Here is a 16,665-nt window from a genome sequence, read left to right on the forward strand (position 1 = left end):
GAGGTGTAAATGTTAAGTCGTTTCTTTATCCAGCGTCCCAAGTTTGCGCTGGTTATATCAATCATACTGACTTTGGCAGGGGCTGTCTCATTGGCGATCTTGCCTGTTGCTGAGTATCCAAAAATTAGTCCTCCGTCGGTGAGTGTATCTGCTTACTATACAGGTGCAAGTGCTGAAGTTGTGGAACAGGCGATAGCTGACCCTATAGAGACCTCAGTCAATGGCGTTGAAGATATGATTTATATGTCTTCAAAGAGTGCCAATGATGGTTCGTATAATCTGAACGTCACATTCGATGTTGGTACCGATCCCGATATGGCTCAGGTTAACGTACAAAACCGTGTTGCACAGATTGAGTCGAAGCTTCCACAGGAAGTAAGAATGGTTGGTGTGACGGTGAAAAAGCGTTCACCAGACCTACTTATGGTGCTCAACTTCTACTCACCAAACGGTAAGTATGATGACCAGTTCCTCATCAACTACGTTAACCTAAATATTAAAGACCAACTGGCGCGTGTTAGCGGGATCAGTGAAGTGAATGTCTTAGGTGGCGGTGAGTATGCGATGCGCGTTTGGTTAGATCCTGAAAAAATGGCTAACCTAAACTTAACCACTACCGATGTTTATGCTGCTTTGGCAGAGCAGAACGTTCAGGTTGCAGCGGGTCGTGTCGGTGCTGCGCCATACAGCAATCCTCAAGAAGTTCAGTTTAACTTGGTGACTAAAGGCCGCCTAGAGACGGCTGACGAGTTTGAAAATGTAGTACTGCGCGCGAGTCAAGATGGTTCAACGGTGTATTTGAAAGACGTTGCACGCGTCGAACTGGGCAAAAAGTTCTACGATGGTAACGGTAAGTACCGTGGTCAAGATGCCTCTATCGTGACGTTGTCACTTCAGTCTGATGCCAACGCGCTGGAGAGTGGTAAAGCGGTAATGGCTATGCTTGAGAAGCTGAGCCATAACTTCCCTGATGGTGTTGCCTACGAAACAAGTTACGACACAACGGTGTTTGTTGCCGAATCAATCAAAGGTGTAGTCAAAACGCTGATTGAAGCCATTTTGCTTGTTATCGCGGTAACTTATCTGTTCTTGGGTAGTGCACGTGCCACATTGATTCCTGTCGTTGCTATTCCAGTTTCTTTGATCGGTACATTTGCTGTAATGCAGATGACGGGCTTTACGATCAACACGGTGACCTTATTTGGTTTGATTCTCGCGATTGGTATCGTGGTGGATGACGCAATATTGGTTATTGAGAACGTTGATACCACGATGGCGAAAGACCCAACAATCTCGCCACGCAAAGCGACACTGATCGCGATGAAAGAGGTAACCGGACCAATCATCACGTCAACTTTGGTGCTACTGGCAGTATTCATTCCAGTGGCGATGCTTCCGGGTATTACGGGGATCATGTATCGCCAATTCGCGTTGACTATCTGTATCGCGGTTGTGATCTCATCGATCAATGCACTCACGCTATCACCAGCGTTGTGTTCTTTGGTACTGAAACAGGGTGGTGGAAACACAGCTCGTTGGTATCAAGCATTCAACCGAGGCTTAGAAAGCGTGACTGAGAAATATGGCCAAGTGGCAAGCTTCCTTGTGAAAAAAGGCGTGCTTCTCTTTGCCTTCTTCTTTGTGGCCTTGGCCGCCGTTACATATTTCTCGAAAACAACGTCGACGGCGTTTGTACCTCAGGAAGATAAAGGCATCTTGTTAGTTAACGTACAGTTACCAGACGCGGCATCTCTGTCTCGTACAGAAGAAGCGACTGAGCAGCTGCTTGAAATGGTGGAGCAAGAGCCTGGTGTAGATGGTGTCACTTTGGTCAATGGTTATGCCTTCATGACGGGTGCGTCTGCTTCCAATGGTGCGTCACTGTTTATCAAACTGCACGACTGGGATATGCGTAACGCACTAGACGGTGACCATTCCGCACAAGGTATCTCGCGTCGTATTAACGGTCGTGCTGCAGTTGAATTACCGCAAGCCGTCGTCTTTGCGATGGGTCCACCAGCCGTACCGGGGATGGGGGCTGCATCGGGCTTTGAGTTTGTACTGGAAGATACGCTAGGCCGGAGCCGCAGTGACCTTGCAATGGTAATGGATGATGTAATTCAGAAAGCGAACCAGCAGCCTGAGATATCTCGTACCTTTAGTACTTTTCGTGCCAATGTTCCTCATTACTACGTGGACATTGATCGTGAAAAAGCGCAGCAGTTGGGAATTCCTCTGTCTGAGGTCTTCCAGACACTGCAAGGTAACCTAGGTTCTCTGTACGTAAATGACTTCACCATGTTTGGTAAGAACTTCCGCGTAACCATGCAAGCGGACAGTGAGCACCGAAGCAATATGGATGATCTCCAGCGCTTCCATGTTCGTTCTTCATCGGGGGAGATGATTCCACTAAGTACATTGGTGACGCATGAGCAGATCTTTGAGCCAGATGTCGCGTGGCGTTACAATATGTACCGTAGTGCTGTGATTCAAGGTCAGCCAGCTCCGGGTTACTCAAGCGGTGACGCGATTGCAGCCATGGAACGTGTCGCAGCCGAAGTCCTTCCGCAAGGGTATCAGTATGAATGGACGGGTATGGCTTACCAAGAGGTGTTGGCGGGTAACCAAGCGATCTTCGCATTCGCATTAGCACTGATCTTTATTTACCTGTTTATGGTTGCTCAGTATGAAAGTTGGACTATTCCGGTTGCGATTATACTGGTGGTGCCAGTGGCAACCTTGGGCTCTTTCTTAGCGCTTAACCTCACAGGTACGCCACTTAACTTGTACGCGCAGATAGGTCTCGTTCTGCTCATAGCTCTCGCTGCGAAGAACGCAATCTTGATTGTCGAATTCGCTAAGGTTGAGCGTGAAAATAACGGTGTACCTATCGATGATGCAGCAGTCAAGGGCGGTACTTTACGTTTCCGCGCGGTAAACATGACGTCGTGGTCATTTATTTTGGGTATCTTCCCACTAATCTTTGCAGCAGGTGCGGGGCACGTGAGCCAAAACTCGCTCGGTATTTCGTTGATTGGCGGTCTACTGTGTGTGTTATTGGCGGGTACATTCTTAATTCCGGGTTTCTACGCATTCGTTCAGCGCAGACGTGAAAAGGCCCATGGTGGTAATACCAAATTGATTCCTTTAGATGACGATTAACGTTTGGTAAATTGAAAATCCCCTTAGCTAATTGGCGAGGGGATTTTTAATCTCTAGAACGATTCCCATCAGTAGAGATAATAAAAAAGCCCTAACCTACGGGCTAGGGCTTCCTCAATGACTCAATCGCTTAAGATTAGGACGTTTTGAATTCAGCAACGGCACTATCCATTTCAGTTGCCTGTGCAGAAACACGGTCAACTTCAGTCAAGCATTGTTGCGCTGAGCCCATATTACCTTCTGAAATGGAATTGAGTTCAGTGATCGACTCGCTGACTTGATTCATTACGATCCCTTGCTCTTCGATCGCTGACGCAATACGTTCGGAGTTCGCTTGAATATTTGTCATATCATCAATAATTTGGGTTAGGCTGCTATCGAGTGTGCGTGATGCATCGAGCGTCTGTGAGCCCTGCTCATTACATTGATCAATATTGGTGACCACTTCAGACATCTGTGACTGTATGGCGGTAACGACTTTGGTAATCTCTTCTGTTGATTGGTGAGTACGGCTTGCCAATGCCCTAACTTCATCTGCAACTACCGCAAATCCACGTCCTTGTTCACCGGCGCGCGCAGCTTCGATTGCGGCGTTAAGCGCCAGTAGATTGGTTTGTTCCGCTATCTCTTGAATGATGTTGACGGCATCACCAATCTTATCCACGTGATTGTTTAAATCACTGATAGATTCCTGACTGCTGCCTAAGATAGAAGAAAGTGAATCGATGTTTTGCACCGTTGTTTCAACAACCTTACGACCATTCTGCGCATTGACCGAGGCTTGCTGAACACCTTCTACTGCGACAGCGGTACTTTCGGAAATTTCACTGATGGTTGATACCATCTCTTGCACTGAGGTAGCCATTGTACTGGTATGATCGGCTTGAATATGGAACTGCTCCATAACATTTTGTAGCTCGTTGTGCATGGCTGAAGTACTTTGTGAAAGCTCTGAAGATTTAGTCTGGGTGCTAGATATGAGCTGCTCGAATTTATCTAGCAGTCGATTGAAATAGCTTCCGATAACAGAAAGCTCATCATTTTTGACCAAGTTGGCGCGTAACGATACGTTGTTGGTACGAGCAATTTCTTGGATTGCCGCAAGTAACACGGCAACTTGATTGTTAATGGTGCGCGAAATCTGGAAGATAAACCCGAATATGATTAACACAACCAAAGTCGTGACACCGGTTTTTAGGGTTGAGAGTCGTTCTTTTGTCGCTATAGTTTCATCCGTTAATGAAGAAGAGAAAGACTTAAATTGTTCTTCCACAGTGTGTGATAGGTTGCGAGTTTCCCCAAGCAGCCCTTCATTATACTTAAGACCGATGCGTTGGCTTTGGTCTATATAGGCCTGAGCTGCCGACTTAAGTGAAGAAGCGTCATTTGGGATAAGATTTGTGTTGAGCTTGCCTTCAAGAACCTGTTTGTCAAACTCAAACAATTGAACTAGCTCATCGCTAGACAAAGAGTTTCTAATCGAGGCGAGTTCAGAATTGTAGCGACCAACAAGTTTTTCCTCAGGTTTTAGGCCACGCTGTTCAAAAGCTGAAACCAAGCTGTTGAAGCCTGTCTGATACTTGAGAATATCTCGTTTAAGTTGGCTACTTGAAGGTAAAGAATGTTGGGTTAACAGTGTCGAAAGTTCCGATTCAAGTGCTAAAAAGGTATCCATGTTCTTGTTAAACTTGCCAAGATATTTCGTATCTTTACGAAGCAGAAAGTCTTTCTCGTTGCGCCTTAGGTTAAGAAGTCGAATCTCCAGTTTGGCTACTAATAAACTCGCGTGATTTAGGTCAGCGGTAGATTGGGCGAAGTGAGTTGAGGTTAATAGTACTGAAACAACCCCTAAAATGGCGACAGCACCCAATGAATACAGCTTATTCTTGATATTCATGAGATTACCTTATTTGTTAAGCAGTTTGATTTATAGGTAGTTAATGTGATGTTAGTTGCTATTCGTAAATATATCAATTAACGATGTGTTCCTCATTTTATATGTTACCAGTATTGATCTGGCAAACACCATTAAGAGAAGTAAATGTTTGAAAGCATGAATAAATATCAAGCACTCATATTTGACATGGATGGTACCATAATTGATACCATGCCTGCACATTTAAAAGCTTGGAAACAGACAGCCAATTATTATGGGTTCCCTTTTTGCAAACAATGGCTACACGGCTTAGGTGGAATGCCTAGTTATAAAATTGCAGCTGAAGTCAATAAGAAATACAACTTGGCTTTAGAACCTATGGAGGTATCGCGTTACAAAATGGCTGCATTCGCATCGTTAGATGAACATGGAGAAACAATTGAATGTACCGTAAAAGTACTTAACCATTTTCATGGCAAAAAAAAACTCGCGGTCGGAACGGGGAGTCAACGAAAGAATGCCGAGCAATTGCTGAATAAGGCTCAATTGTTCGACAAGTTAGACGTTGTGGTAACAGCATCAGATGTAATCAATCACAAACCCAATCCCGATACGTTTTTACAAGCGGCGCGTTTACTAGATGTTTCTGCTTCAGAGTGTCTGGTGTTTGAGGATACTGAGTTAGGTTTGCAGGCAGCGCACGCTGCGAAGATGGATTGTATGATGGTTGAAGGTGGGGCACTCGTTTTCTACCCGTATAAGCGATAAAAAGAGCCGCAAATTTTGCGGCTCTTTTATAAATTATCGATCCCAGTACGTTTCTTCTAAGCTATCTTCGCGTTCAGGTAGTGCACGTGCGAGGCGAGGTGAGTGCTGAGTTAATACCTCGTAACTCACACGGTTTGCATACTTGCAAATCTGCGACAGCGAAGAATAGGTCAAGTAAGGTTGATCGTGCTTAGACGAGTTAGGCACATTCACTTGGTGGTGGCTATTTGCAGCCATATCGTGCAGTAGTGCTGATAGCGCAGCATCTCCTGCACCGTTGGTATTTTTTATCTCGAGTGGACCACCCAAGTAAGGGCCAATATGAGAGTATACTTTCACAGGAGTCTTACAGTCTGATTTGCGCATTGCGCGGCTAAACTCGTACTTGTTGAACTCTGCAATATTACCAGGTAAAAGAGGCAGTTCTGTCACACGTTTTACAGAGTCTTCTGTGTAGCCAGCCATGTATAGTCCGACAGAGCCCGCCGTACATAGAACGACATCTACCCATTCCAATGCTTTATCGGCTGCAAGCAGAGGATCTTTTTCACCGGTTAGGGCTTCACCTTCTTCCTCGTTCATAGCCACGATTGCGATGTTTTCTTTAATGTAGTCTTGCCACCATTTGGCATTGCCTTCAATGACCCACTTAGTACCAAGTGTCAGTACTACAGGGACATTCTTAGACTTTGCAATCTCAATCGCGCGTGCTACTGCTTGTGGCATAGGATCTTCTGGCTTGCCACGCATCAGATATGAAGAAACGACAAGCGCAGACGCTTTGTCGAATACATCTTCGGGGATGCTGTCTGGGCGAAGCTTGTTCATATGACCTTCGTTAATTGCGAAGGTACGTTCACCATTTTCTGAAATCAGCGTATAGCAACGACCAATAGAGCCTTCAACCATTTGTAGGTGGTTGAGGTTCATACGTGAAGAAGTACGACATAAATAGCGATATGCAAAAGAACCCACCTCGATGTTTCGAGACATGACACCAAGAAGGACGGATTTGCTGTCGGCGAGTACAGAATAGTTATGTAAAGTGTTACCAATAGTATCGCCAGGGTATTGGTGCGTTATCAGTTCGCGTTCGACTAGTTCTTCGTAGAGAGCGTCCGCCTTACTTTCTTCCAAAACTAATGAGTGTCCTTTACTCAAGTCATATTTCGCAAGAAATTCGTCATCGACTCTAGCTTCAATATCAACGATAGTTTGACCAACACCGACAACGATAGGGCGGTAGAGTTTTGGCGATTGTTTCATCTGATTGACGAGTGGATCACGGGTGTGAGTTGGAAAATAGTGCTTGGATTTGCGCTGTCCGGGAAACTTCATGTTTAAAGTGGCGTTGGAAATTTTCCCGCATAATATCACATTAAGTTAAGATTGCTTTCATATTTATTACATAAAAAAGTGCCAGTCAGTGCTGACTGGCACTTTAGTAACCTATTTGTCTTGCGTTATGCTGTTGTACGCTTTCGTGCCCCACAAAGGTACGGTTGAAAGGCTGTGTTTGAAGCTGCCCTCAGTTTCTTTTGTAGTGTAGGACAAGTAGAGTAGCGTTTGGTTTTCAGCGTCATAGATGCGACGAACTTTCATTGACTTGAAAAAGATACTTTTCGACTTTTTAAACACCACTTCTCCAGATTTACTTTTATCAATCTGAGCAATCATTTCTGGTGTTATATCGCCTGTTTGACGGCAGGAAATCGAGCTATCACTCGGATCAGCAAGGCTAAAATCAGCTTCGATTGAGGCAATATGACAAGTAACTCCTGTCACTACGTCATCCTTCAAGTTTTGGATTTTAATGTCTTTCATTGTGAACCATCCTAAGCCAACGTCACCGACTTCGTTATCGGAACAACCAACTAAAAGTCCTGTTAAAAGCATTGCAGTGAGCAGTTTTTTCATTCTAAGTCCTTGCTATAATTTAGTTTTATGATTTTTTGGCTAGGTTATCTGCTTCATTTATCAAGCAAGAAGACCAACTGGAGCAACTCGATTGTTCACGAGTTTTGCCTTAATGCTTAAAGAGATAAGGATTTAATTGAGTACAGATATCATATCAGGTTTTTGTATACTTTAGTGCACTGCATTTTAAAAGACTTGAGGCTTCAAGGTGTTATCTAGTAAGCTTCAGGCTAACTTCCACACGTGAGTACAGGTCTAACCGACGTTATGGCGATACCTAAGATAGCTGAAATCAAGAATGAGTGGCTTTATCAACAAGTCGATGTTGAGTACCCAACTAAAGAAAGTATCGCTGGTTTGGCTCTGTATAAGGCGAAAGTTTCAACTTGTGAATATGAACAGCTAAGCGAACTGCCGCAAGATAAAGGGGTGTTTGGCTGTGATGACATTTTTCTTGTTGATTTTCACCGCTTAACCGTTATGTTCGCTTTGCTCCAGGCTCGCAAGTGGCAACGGCAAGCAGAGAAAGATCTGATCTTAGAGTATCTTTCTCAGATCATCTATTCAGAACCATGCCGTCTATATCTAGGTTTCAAAGTTGGCGAGGCTGTTGCCGCAGCAATCGTGACGCAAAATGAACAAACTCTATTAATTTCCGATATTGTTGTAAACGATACCTCTGGTCACTTTAGTGAGCAGGACTTCATTTCGGGTTTATGCACCAAATTGGGAATAGCAGAAAGTAATCAGACTTGCTTAACAATAGAGCGTTAAGCTTTAGTTATTTTCTTGCCAAGGTCACTAGTTAACGAAACTGTGCATCACAAATCCTATTAGCTAAAATGTCATTAAAAGTGAGCGCTAGTTTGAAATGTTTTAAATGGTGATGCACTTTAAACTTCTGATTATAAATCCTTAATAAACCAGTGAAGTGTTAAGCTGGTCATTCCAAAAATAATCAACTGTCTTATTATTTCTCGTAGAAAATTAAGAGGGCAATTGATATGACAAAACCTCATGCTCAATGTGTGATCTTCGATTGTGATGGGACATTGGTCGACAGTGAAAGGCTTTGTTGCTTAGCACTATGTGACACTTTTAATCATTTTGGCGCAACTTTGTCTATGGATGAAGCCGTCAGTCACTTTGAAGGTGGAAAGCTTGCAGATATCCTTGCGGCCACAAAGCAAAGATTGAATGTCAACGTTTCTATTGACCGCCTCGAACCGATATATCGTCAGCGTCTTGATCAGTTATTTGAAGAGCAATTAAAGCCAATGGACGGTGTTCATGAAGTATTAGAGTACTTAAATGAGCAAGGGATTGAATACTGCGTCGCGTCAAACGGTCCAAGAGATAAAATCGAACGTTGCTTAGAGCTAACCGGTTTGTTGCCTTTCTTCAAAGGTAAAATCTTTTCAGCATTTGACACCAATAGCTGGAAGCCGGAACCTGATCTTATTTTCTACAGCGCGATGAACATGGGCTTTAAGCTTGAAGAGTGCATTTATGTCGACGATACGCCGAAAGGCTTAGAAGCAGGTGTCAGAGCCGGCGTGCAAACTGTTCATTTAGCGGGGTTAAATGACAAGCATCACACGCTAGAACTTAAGAAAATTAGCCACTTAAGAGAGCTAGAAGAAATGCTTTAATGAGAGTCGTTGTGGTGAGTAGAAGAGAGCGTTCCCACACGTTGAGATAGCGCACTTATGGGAATTAATTGTGTCACATTCTCAAAGAATGAACCACACTCGGCGCAAAGCATGTTGTTGCTGTCTGACAGTAAGTACTCTTCACTGCCACATAGTGGGCAACACAGTACGTCGTTGAGCATCTCTTCTTTATTCATAGGGGAATCTCCCGGCAGCGATAATAGAAACAATATATTATTAAATTTGTTATATGGTTCGACAGAGTAACTGGGTACAAGTTTCCTGACAATTCCATTTTAGTCGAATGGATCGCTGTATCGATTAAGATATGGAACTATCCATGAATAATGGGAAGCATTTCATATATTGGTAAGATATTTTTTGAATCACATCTGACAAAAGCTCGTGATTATGCGAGCTTTTGTCATATCTGTGCTTAAGTTCTTTTAGCTAGATAGGCTTCGTAATCGGGAATTTCGATGTCAACTTCTTGTTCGATTAACTCAGATTCAAAAATAAATTTAGCGGTTGCGCGGTTAGTCGCGACGGGAATATTCCACACACTGGCAATTCGAAGTAGGGCTTTAACGTCTGGATCATGGGGGACAGCGTTAAGTGGGTCCCAGAAGAAGATCATAACATCAATCTTTCCTTCGGATATTAGCGCGCCAAGTTGTTGGTCGCCTCCCATTGGGCCACTGATCATACTCTTGATAGCGAGGCCAGTGTCTTTGCTCAGCATTGAGCCTGTTGTCCCTGTCGCGTAAAGAAAGTGACGTTGTAGCTTTTCTTTGTTCTCTTTTACCCAGCGCAGTAGCTCTGGTTTACAATTGTCATGGGCGACAAGCGCTACGTGTTTGTGCGCAGGCAAAGTACGAGTCGTTTTTTCCATCTAGACTTCCTAATTGTTCTCGTTATAGACATAAAATGTTGGTCGATACTCTGAAGGTGATAAAGACTGTGCAATCACATCAGGGTTCAGGTTATTGGGTGTCAGTGGCTCAATCACAGGTGCTTCGATTTTGTTGTAGTGTTCGCCTCGCAGGTACCGCACGGCTTGCTCAATTGATAGTCTGCCTTGAAGTACCATTTTATCAGTTGGGGCAAATTCCACTCTATTTCTTAGTAGTCCGCGGTATACACCGTGACTTAGATAGGTAGATACCAAACCAATTTTATTTGTTTTATGGGCACTACGTAGCTCACTGATTGCGGCCTCAACCGCAACTGCACTTCCCACTATATAATCAATATTTTTGTTATCAATGGCTTTTTGTACAAGGTTGCGCTGTAGCTCTTTGTCATTGTCGGCCCAATAGGTTTCTACAACGTTAATGTCACTCTCTTTTATTGCTGAATAAAAACCCTGAATCACAGGTTTAGTGCCGCCGCTAGACTTAGGGCCAGGTAATAGAGCAACGTTTGATTTTCCAGAGCCAAGAGGGTGTTTTGATTTTAGGTATTGACCTGCATAGTAGCCCATCCAATACCAATCAACACCGACTTCGCCTTTTAGGGCCGCTTTATTATTGTCATCGACCAGTAGTTTATTGACAGTGGCAAACACAGGTACAGAAGATGCGACGGAGTTTAGCGACGAATAAAACAGGTTAGGTGCGACTGTGCCCAAGATAATGGCGTCTGCTCCCCATCTTACGCACAAAGACATGTGCTCTCGTTGCTTTTCTAGATTGAGATACCCCCCCGCCTCAAGAACGCGAAGATCAACACTTTCTTTTTCAGCCTCATCGACCATTCCGAAGTTGACAGAAAGCCAATATGAATCCTTTAAATGGGGATAGATTGCGCAGATACGCTCAGGTTCTGTTGCATAAGCTTTGGCGTTCAACAGCGAGAGAGTAAGCAGTATAGAAGTAGTTTTGATTGCGGAGATCAAAGACATGCAGCTTTTCGTTGGTAATGGGCGAATAAACACTGCAAAATATAGCGCATAATAGAAGAGTTAAGAAGTGAAGATTCTCAATGTTACTTGCTAAAGCGAGTATTGGTCGTAAGTTGCTGCTGGCATTCTTGGCGATGGCACTGCTGGTATTAATCTCTGCCCTGATCGGTATGTTCGGGTTTTCTTCAGTTGCAAAAACCGAGCGCAACGTCGTTAACTCAGCAATTCCCTCCATGATTGAAGCTCGTCAAGTATCAGAGCTTAGTTCACGTATTATCTCTTCGGTTCAGACACTCTCTAATGCAAAAACAGAAGTTGAACGTCAAACGTCCGGCAAAGCACTATTTAGTCAATTAGAATCCCTGCTAACACACATCAAGCTGTTGGGTTCAGATTCGTTTGATTTATCACTGTTGAATAGACTGGAATCTAATGTGCAAGGTGTTATCGACACTTTGGAGAAGCTTGGAATTGTGGTCGAAAGGCGGCTCTTATTGAGTGATGATTTAGCCGTTCGCACAGAAGAGTTACGTAAGCTGGCACGTGAGCTAGAACAATTGACGCGCACGCAAGTATCGAATACGTCAACGATTGCTGTAGCTAACGTGACTCACATTTACGCTCTGTTGAATAAAAACGGAAAAGAGCAGGCGTACAGAGCGCTTGATACTTTGGTTGAGGTTGATCTCGATTTGGCGGAGCGACTGCATGAGCTTCACCTACTCGCATTTAAGCTGCTCAATCACATTGAAGAGACGCGCACTATCTCTGATATTGACCGTATCAAAACCATTCGTGAAGAGTTTAAAAACAACCTAACGATCATGAAACGCCGTGTACAAGCGGTTGAAGACCCTACACGTTCAACCCAAATGACGGCGTTACTTGAAAAGCTAGAACAGCGTGAAGTGGTATTCGATGTGCTGACTCAACGCTATGAAAATGAACGCTTTGCGCAGCAATTGATGCAAGACACTTTAACTCAGTTCTCGACATTAAACAGGACAGTAAACAAGCTGGTTGATGACTCAAATGCTGCCACAACTCGGGCGGTAGCTGAGCTAAAAACAACGCTCAACTATGCACAACTGACGCTAACAATCATTACTATTTTGGGGATGCTGATTGTGGTGTTGATAGTGTGGAAGGTTGTGTACATCTCTGTGGTTAAGCGTCTTGCCGTGTATTCTTCAGCTTTACTCTCGATTGCCAAAGGTCAACTGGAAGTCGATCTAAAAGTTAAGGGGAATGACGAACTGGCGCATATGGGGCAAGCAATCATTACTGCTCGAAATACTGCCAAAGCGTTGAAGGTTGTTGCAGAAAGCGAAGCTGCTGCAAAACGCGAGCTTGAGGAGCACAAAGGACACCTTGAAGAGTTAGTCACCGAACGAACCCATCAGTTACAAAATGCCAATACGCGCTTGAACGAAGAAGTCGAAAACCATGCACGTGCTCGCAAGGAAGCGGAGCAAGCAAGCAGAGCAAAATCGGCATTTTTGGCAACCATGAGTCATGAAATCCGAACGCCGATGAACGGTGTGTTGGGCACTGCGCGTCTTTTAAAAGATGCTGGGCTCAATACCACTCAAGCGCATTATGTCGATGTCATTAATCGAAGTGGCTCAACATTGTTAGCGATATTGAATGATGTATTGGACTACTCAAAGATAGAGGCCGGACACCTCGAAATTCGCCCCGTAGACTTTAACCTGCCAGCAATGGTCGACGACATAAAGCAATTGCTACTTGGGAGGGCGAATGAGAAGTCATTGCAATTAGAGTACTTTATTGAAAGTGATGTCGACAAGTATTGGTGTGGTGATGTGACTCGTATTAGCCAAGTTCTAAACAACTTAGTGGGTAATGCCATTAAGTTTACTGAGCAGGGCAACGTGGATATTTACGTATCTCTCGACCCAGATACGCAAGGTAACGTTATGTTCGAGGTATCAGATACTGGGGTAGGAATAAGCGCGGATGAGCAGCTCACTCTATTTGATGCATTTACCCAAGCTGCTGGTGGCATGGGTGCTAAAGGTGGGACAGGGCTAGGTCTAGCGATAAGCAAGCGGATTGTTGAAGCGATGGATGGACAATTGTTTGTTGACTCAAGTATGGGAGAAGGGAGTTGTTTTTGGTTTTCCATACCGCTGGCTTTAGGCCAAGAGTTTGAGGAGCAAGAAGTTGCGACGGATTGCAGTATTAAAGCCAAGGTGTTACTTGTAGAAGACAATCCAGTGAACTGCTTAGTAGCTGAAGGGTTCCTTAGAAGTATGAATCACCAAGTGACTACAGCAGTGACTGGCGAAAAAGCACTAACGTTATTTAAACAGGAACCTTTTGATCTCGTGTTAATGGACATCAATTTACCTGATTGTAATGGGGTGGAACTGCTGAAAGAATTCAAAGCTCATGAAGTTAACAGTGGCGTGCTCAGTCACACGCCTATGATCGCGGTCTCGGCTCATGTTTACAACGAAGAAGTTGAAAGCTATTTGGCGGCTGGATTTGATGGTTACCTATCTAAGCCGTTAGATAAAGATCAATTATGCCAAGTAATTCAAAATAGTTTAGAAGGGAAGCCGTTGCTACTTGCCCAAGGTAGTCGTGATGATGTAGAAATAGGCAGAATACAACGGTCAATTATTAATCCAGATGTTATTTGGGCTGATATGGAAGTATTGGGCAAAGATAAAATGAAAGACATTTGCCTGCTGTTTAACCAAGGAGCTGATGACATACTGAATTTGCTCAAAGTAGCTGCCGAGTCTGGGAATCAATATGATACAGTTCAATTAGCTCATAAGCTAAAAGGCTCTGCTGGTAGCCTAGGGTTAGATTCCTTATACGATTTTTGCTTAGAAATTGAAAAATCGTCAATGCCGATAGCGAGTTATCAAGGAAGTAAAGACGAATTATCTTCGCTTGTTGCGCAGTCAAAAGATGCGCTCAAAGACCTATTAGATTAGAGAGTTTATGAACCAAATAGAATCAAAACAACTATCCATGGCTCAAATTACTGAAACGGATTGGCCGCTTTTTGAACGATTGAATCAAGACGAAGATGTGATCCGCTACGCGTTCGACAAGCCATCTAATAAACAAATTCGAGAGCGTTTTGAGTCTCGGTTACCTGTTTGGAACTGGCCCGATAAACACTGGCTGTGTCTCGTCATTCGCGAAAAAAATACAGGTAACGCTATTGGTGTGACGGGGCTTTGCCTCTCTGAGCAGAGTGCAGAGGAAGTTGAGGTTGGTTATCTACTATTACCTGAGTTTCATGGTAAAGGCTATGGTACGGAATCTTTGGTCGCGCTGATTGATTACACGACCAGTCAATTTCCAATCAAAACGGTCAATGCTATCGTTACTGACGGAAATATCGCGTCATGTAAAGTCCTTGAAAAAGCAGGCTTTACCCTTTCGGAACGCGAAAAAGATGCCTACAAGTTGGGTGGTAGTTATTACGATGACTTAATCTATCGTTTCCAAGTCGAGCCATAGTCTATGACATGACAGCCGATAAGGTTAGTAATATCTGTGCGGTGTAGTAGGTGATCATAATAACATGGCGAGAAAACGCCGATTGACTACGAAAGCGATCTACGGCAAGCACCACGTCGGAGAGAATAAAAATAAGTGCTCCCAACACCGCATAACCGGCTCCCGACCCAACAGCGGCGTTCCAGTGTTCAATGGTGCCCCAAGCCATTGCAAGAATCCCTAAGCTATACACTGCAATCGGTAATTTCCAATTGCCTAGATTTGGCAATAGTAATAAATAGATCAATGTGCCAATAGAGAGAAGCGTGAGAAAAATCCAAGCATTTACCTGCATGTCGACAGCACTAAAAAACGCGATACTATAGGCGAGGTGTGCTAACAAAAACGCTCCAAGTCCTTGTATGAACTTGTCTTTAGGGTGCATCAAATAAATATCACCAAGACTGGATAAAACCAGCCCAATACCTATCCATAACGTGTAGTTTGTCTGCCCATGGTGATTCAAAAAAACAAGAAGAGACATCAAAAGAATTGGAGTAGGCTTAGAGAGATAAAAAATCCAACGATTGCTTTGGTTAATACTCCATACGTGTATGACACACGTAAAGACAATCAATAGCCACATAAATCCTTCTTATAAAAAAAGCAGCGAATGCTGCTTTTTAGATTAATAACTTAGCTAAACTTACGCAATAGCAAGCTCAAGGATCTTACGGCTCTGTTGCAAGTCAATCGCTTGGTTTTCACCGAGTGCGACCATACCATGCTGACTTAGTTGGCTAATCACCGCATCTACCGCTTCTTCTTTACTGTTACCGTACTCACCAAATTGGGTGGCGACACCGAGTGATTGATAGAAGGATTCAATGGCTTGGATTGTTTGTTCAGCGAGTTCGTCAGAGGCTTCTAAGCCAAATACGTTTTTGCCCATTTGTTCTAGCTTCTGCTTTTTAACGGCAAATTGATTACGCAGTAAAGAGGGTTGAACGATTGCCAGAGAGCGGGCATGGTCAACTCCCCAAAGGGCAGTAAACTCGTGGCCAATCATATGGGTCGCCCAATCTTGTGGGACACCAGAGCCAATCAGGCCATTTAGAGCTTGGTTTGCTGTCCACATAAGGTTTGCACGCCAAGCATCACTGTCGCGGTTAGCAAACTCGAGCCCAAGCATTTTTAGGTTTTTAAGTAACGCTTCAGCATAGCCATCTTGGACCATGCCATCATGTTCTTTGGTTAGATACTGCTCGCAGACATGAACCCAAGCATCGACAATGCCATTGATAAGCTGTTTCTCTGGAAGAGTTTTCATTACGTCTGGGTCCATTACCGCAAACTTGGGCTGAACATGTGGAGTCATGAATGGAAGTTTGTCGTGTGTTTCCGATTTAGTGATTACAGCTCCCATGTTTGACTCAGAGCCTGTTGCTGGAAGAGTAAGAATCGCTCCTAGTGGAACAGCTTCGGTGACTTGATGTTTACCTACCATTATGTCCCAACCATCGCCTTCGTACTTAGCAGCGGCAGCCACATACTTCGAGCCATCAATCACGGAACCACCGCCAACAGCAAGAATGAAATCGATGCCTTGCTGCTTAACTAAAGAGACTGCTTTATCAAGAGTTTCTTTGGTTGGGTTAGGTTCAACACCAGAAAATTCAAACCATGAATGACCCTCAAGTGCTTGTGTTACCTGATCATAAACGCCGTTACGCTTGATTGAGCCACCACCATAAATGACGAGGACTTTTTGCTCAGAAGGTATGATGGTTTGAATACTTTGGATTTGACCTTGACCAAAATTAATTTGAGTATGGTTTACGTAAGAAAATTGCATCTTATTGTGCCTCTTGCTTCCAATTGGGGTGGGTTTTGTTTGTCGT

At 43.9% G+C, this 16,665-nt stretch carries 14 protein-coding genes; 6 read left to right on the top strand and 8 right to left on the bottom strand.

The features are described 5' to 3' along the window. The first annotated feature begins 9 nt into the window (after positions 1-9). Complete coding sequence (locus ZX61_RS18835; RefSeq protein ID WP_049846134.1) at positions 10-3,162, top strand: efflux RND transporter permease subunit; 3,153 nt, start codon at positions 10-12, stop codon at positions 3,160-3,162. 136 nt (positions 3,163-3,298) lie between these two features. Here the strand turns inward: ZX61_RS18835 and ZX61_RS18840 are convergent, their stop codons facing one another. After that, complete coding sequence (locus ZX61_RS18840) at positions 3,299-5,059, bottom strand: methyl-accepting chemotaxis protein (protein ID WP_049846135.1); 1,761 nt, start codon at positions 5,057-5,059, stop codon at positions 3,299-3,301. Between the two features lie 144 nt (positions 5,060-5,203). Between ZX61_RS18840 and ZX61_RS18845 the strand changes: the two genes are divergently transcribed. Then, a complete protein-coding gene (locus ZX61_RS18845) occupies positions 5,204-5,806 on the top strand; it encodes a beta-phosphoglucomutase family hydrolase (protein ID WP_049846136.1) in 603 nt (200 codons plus the stop codon). 33 nt (positions 5,807-5,839) lie between these two features. Here the strand turns inward: ZX61_RS18845 and ZX61_RS18850 are convergent, their stop codons facing one another. Then, positions 5,840-7,144, bottom strand: a complete 1,305-nt coding sequence (locus tag ZX61_RS18850; RefSeq protein ID WP_049846137.1) for an inosine/guanosine kinase — start codon at positions 7,142-7,144, stop codon at positions 5,840-5,842. Positions 7,145-7,255: 111 nt separating this feature from the next. Next, the gene (locus ZX61_RS18855) at positions 7,256-7,723 is read right to left on the bottom strand and encodes a CreA family protein (protein WP_049846138.1); all 468 of its coding nucleotides are present in this window, start codon (positions 7,721-7,723) and stop codon (positions 7,256-7,258) included. 243 nt (positions 7,724-7,966) lie between these two features. Here ZX61_RS18855 and ZX61_RS18860 point away from each other — a divergent pair, with 243 nt between their 5' ends. Further along, positions 7,967-8,497 carry a flavodoxin gene (locus tag ZX61_RS18860; RefSeq protein ID WP_235431361.1) on the top strand — a complete coding sequence of 177 codons (531 nt, stop codon included), beginning with the start codon at positions 7,967-7,969 and terminating at the stop codon, positions 8,495-8,497. A 230-nt stretch (positions 8,498-8,727) separates the two neighbouring features. Beyond that, positions 8,728-9,375 carry an HAD-IA family hydrolase gene (locus ZX61_RS18865; protein ID WP_049846139.1) on the top strand — a complete coding sequence of 216 codons (648 nt, stop codon included), beginning with the start codon at positions 8,728-8,730 and terminating at the stop codon, positions 9,373-9,375. On the opposite strand, the gene ZX61_RS18870 is transcribed toward ZX61_RS18865, so the two are convergent. The 3 genes from ZX61_RS18870 to torT form a co-directional block, all read right to left on the bottom strand. Further along, a complete protein-coding gene (locus ZX61_RS18870) occupies positions 9,372-9,572 on the bottom strand; it encodes a hypothetical protein (protein ID WP_049846140.1) in 201 nt (66 codons plus the stop codon). The genes ZX61_RS18865 and ZX61_RS18870 overlap by 4 nt on opposite strands. A gap of 239 nt (positions 9,573-9,811) precedes the next feature. Beyond that, complete coding sequence (locus tag ZX61_RS18875) at positions 9,812-10,267, bottom strand: methylglyoxal synthase (RefSeq protein WP_049846141.1); 456 nt, start codon at positions 10,265-10,267, stop codon at positions 9,812-9,814. A 9-nt stretch (positions 10,268-10,276) separates the two neighbouring features. Continuing rightward, positions 10,277-11,278 (bottom strand): TMAO reductase system periplasmic protein TorT, encoded by a 1,002-nt coding sequence (gene torT, locus ZX61_RS18880; RefSeq protein ID WP_049846142.1) that lies wholly within the window; start codon positions 11,276-11,278, stop codon positions 10,277-10,279. A gap of 80 nt (positions 11,279-11,358) precedes the next feature. Here torT and torS point away from each other — a divergent pair, with 80 nt between their 5' ends. Together torS and ZX61_RS18890 are read left to right on the top strand one after the other, a co-directional pair. Next, positions 11,359-14,250 (top strand): TMAO reductase system sensor histidine kinase/response regulator TorS, encoded by a 2,892-nt coding sequence (gene torS, locus ZX61_RS18885; RefSeq protein WP_049846143.1) that lies wholly within the window; start codon positions 11,359-11,361, stop codon positions 14,248-14,250. A 7-nt stretch (positions 14,251-14,257) separates the two neighbouring features. Next, entirely contained in the window at positions 14,258-14,785 is a 528-nt protein-coding gene (locus ZX61_RS18890; RefSeq protein ID WP_049846144.1) for a GNAT family N-acetyltransferase, read from the top strand. A gap of 1 nt (position 14,786) precedes the next feature. Here ZX61_RS18890 and ZX61_RS18895 read toward each other — a convergent pair whose 3' ends face one another. Both ZX61_RS18895 and ZX61_RS18900 read right to left on the bottom strand, forming a co-directional pair. After that, positions 14,787-15,410, bottom strand: a complete 624-nt coding sequence (locus ZX61_RS18895) for a lysoplasmalogenase (RefSeq protein WP_049846145.1) — start codon at positions 15,408-15,410, stop codon at positions 14,787-14,789. A 60-nt stretch (positions 15,411-15,470) separates the two neighbouring features. Next, the gene (locus ZX61_RS18900; RefSeq protein ID WP_049846146.1) at positions 15,471-16,619 is read right to left on the bottom strand and encodes an iron-containing alcohol dehydrogenase; all 1,149 of its coding nucleotides are present in this window, start codon (positions 16,617-16,619) and stop codon (positions 15,471-15,473) included. Between the last annotated feature and the right edge of the window lie 46 nt (positions 16,620-16,665).

This window comes from Vibrio sp. VPAP30, from assembly GCF_001188205.1.
In the GTDB taxonomy this organism is placed as follows: Bacteria; Pseudomonadota; Gammaproteobacteria; order Enterobacterales; family Vibrionaceae; genus Vibrio; species Vibrio bivalvicida.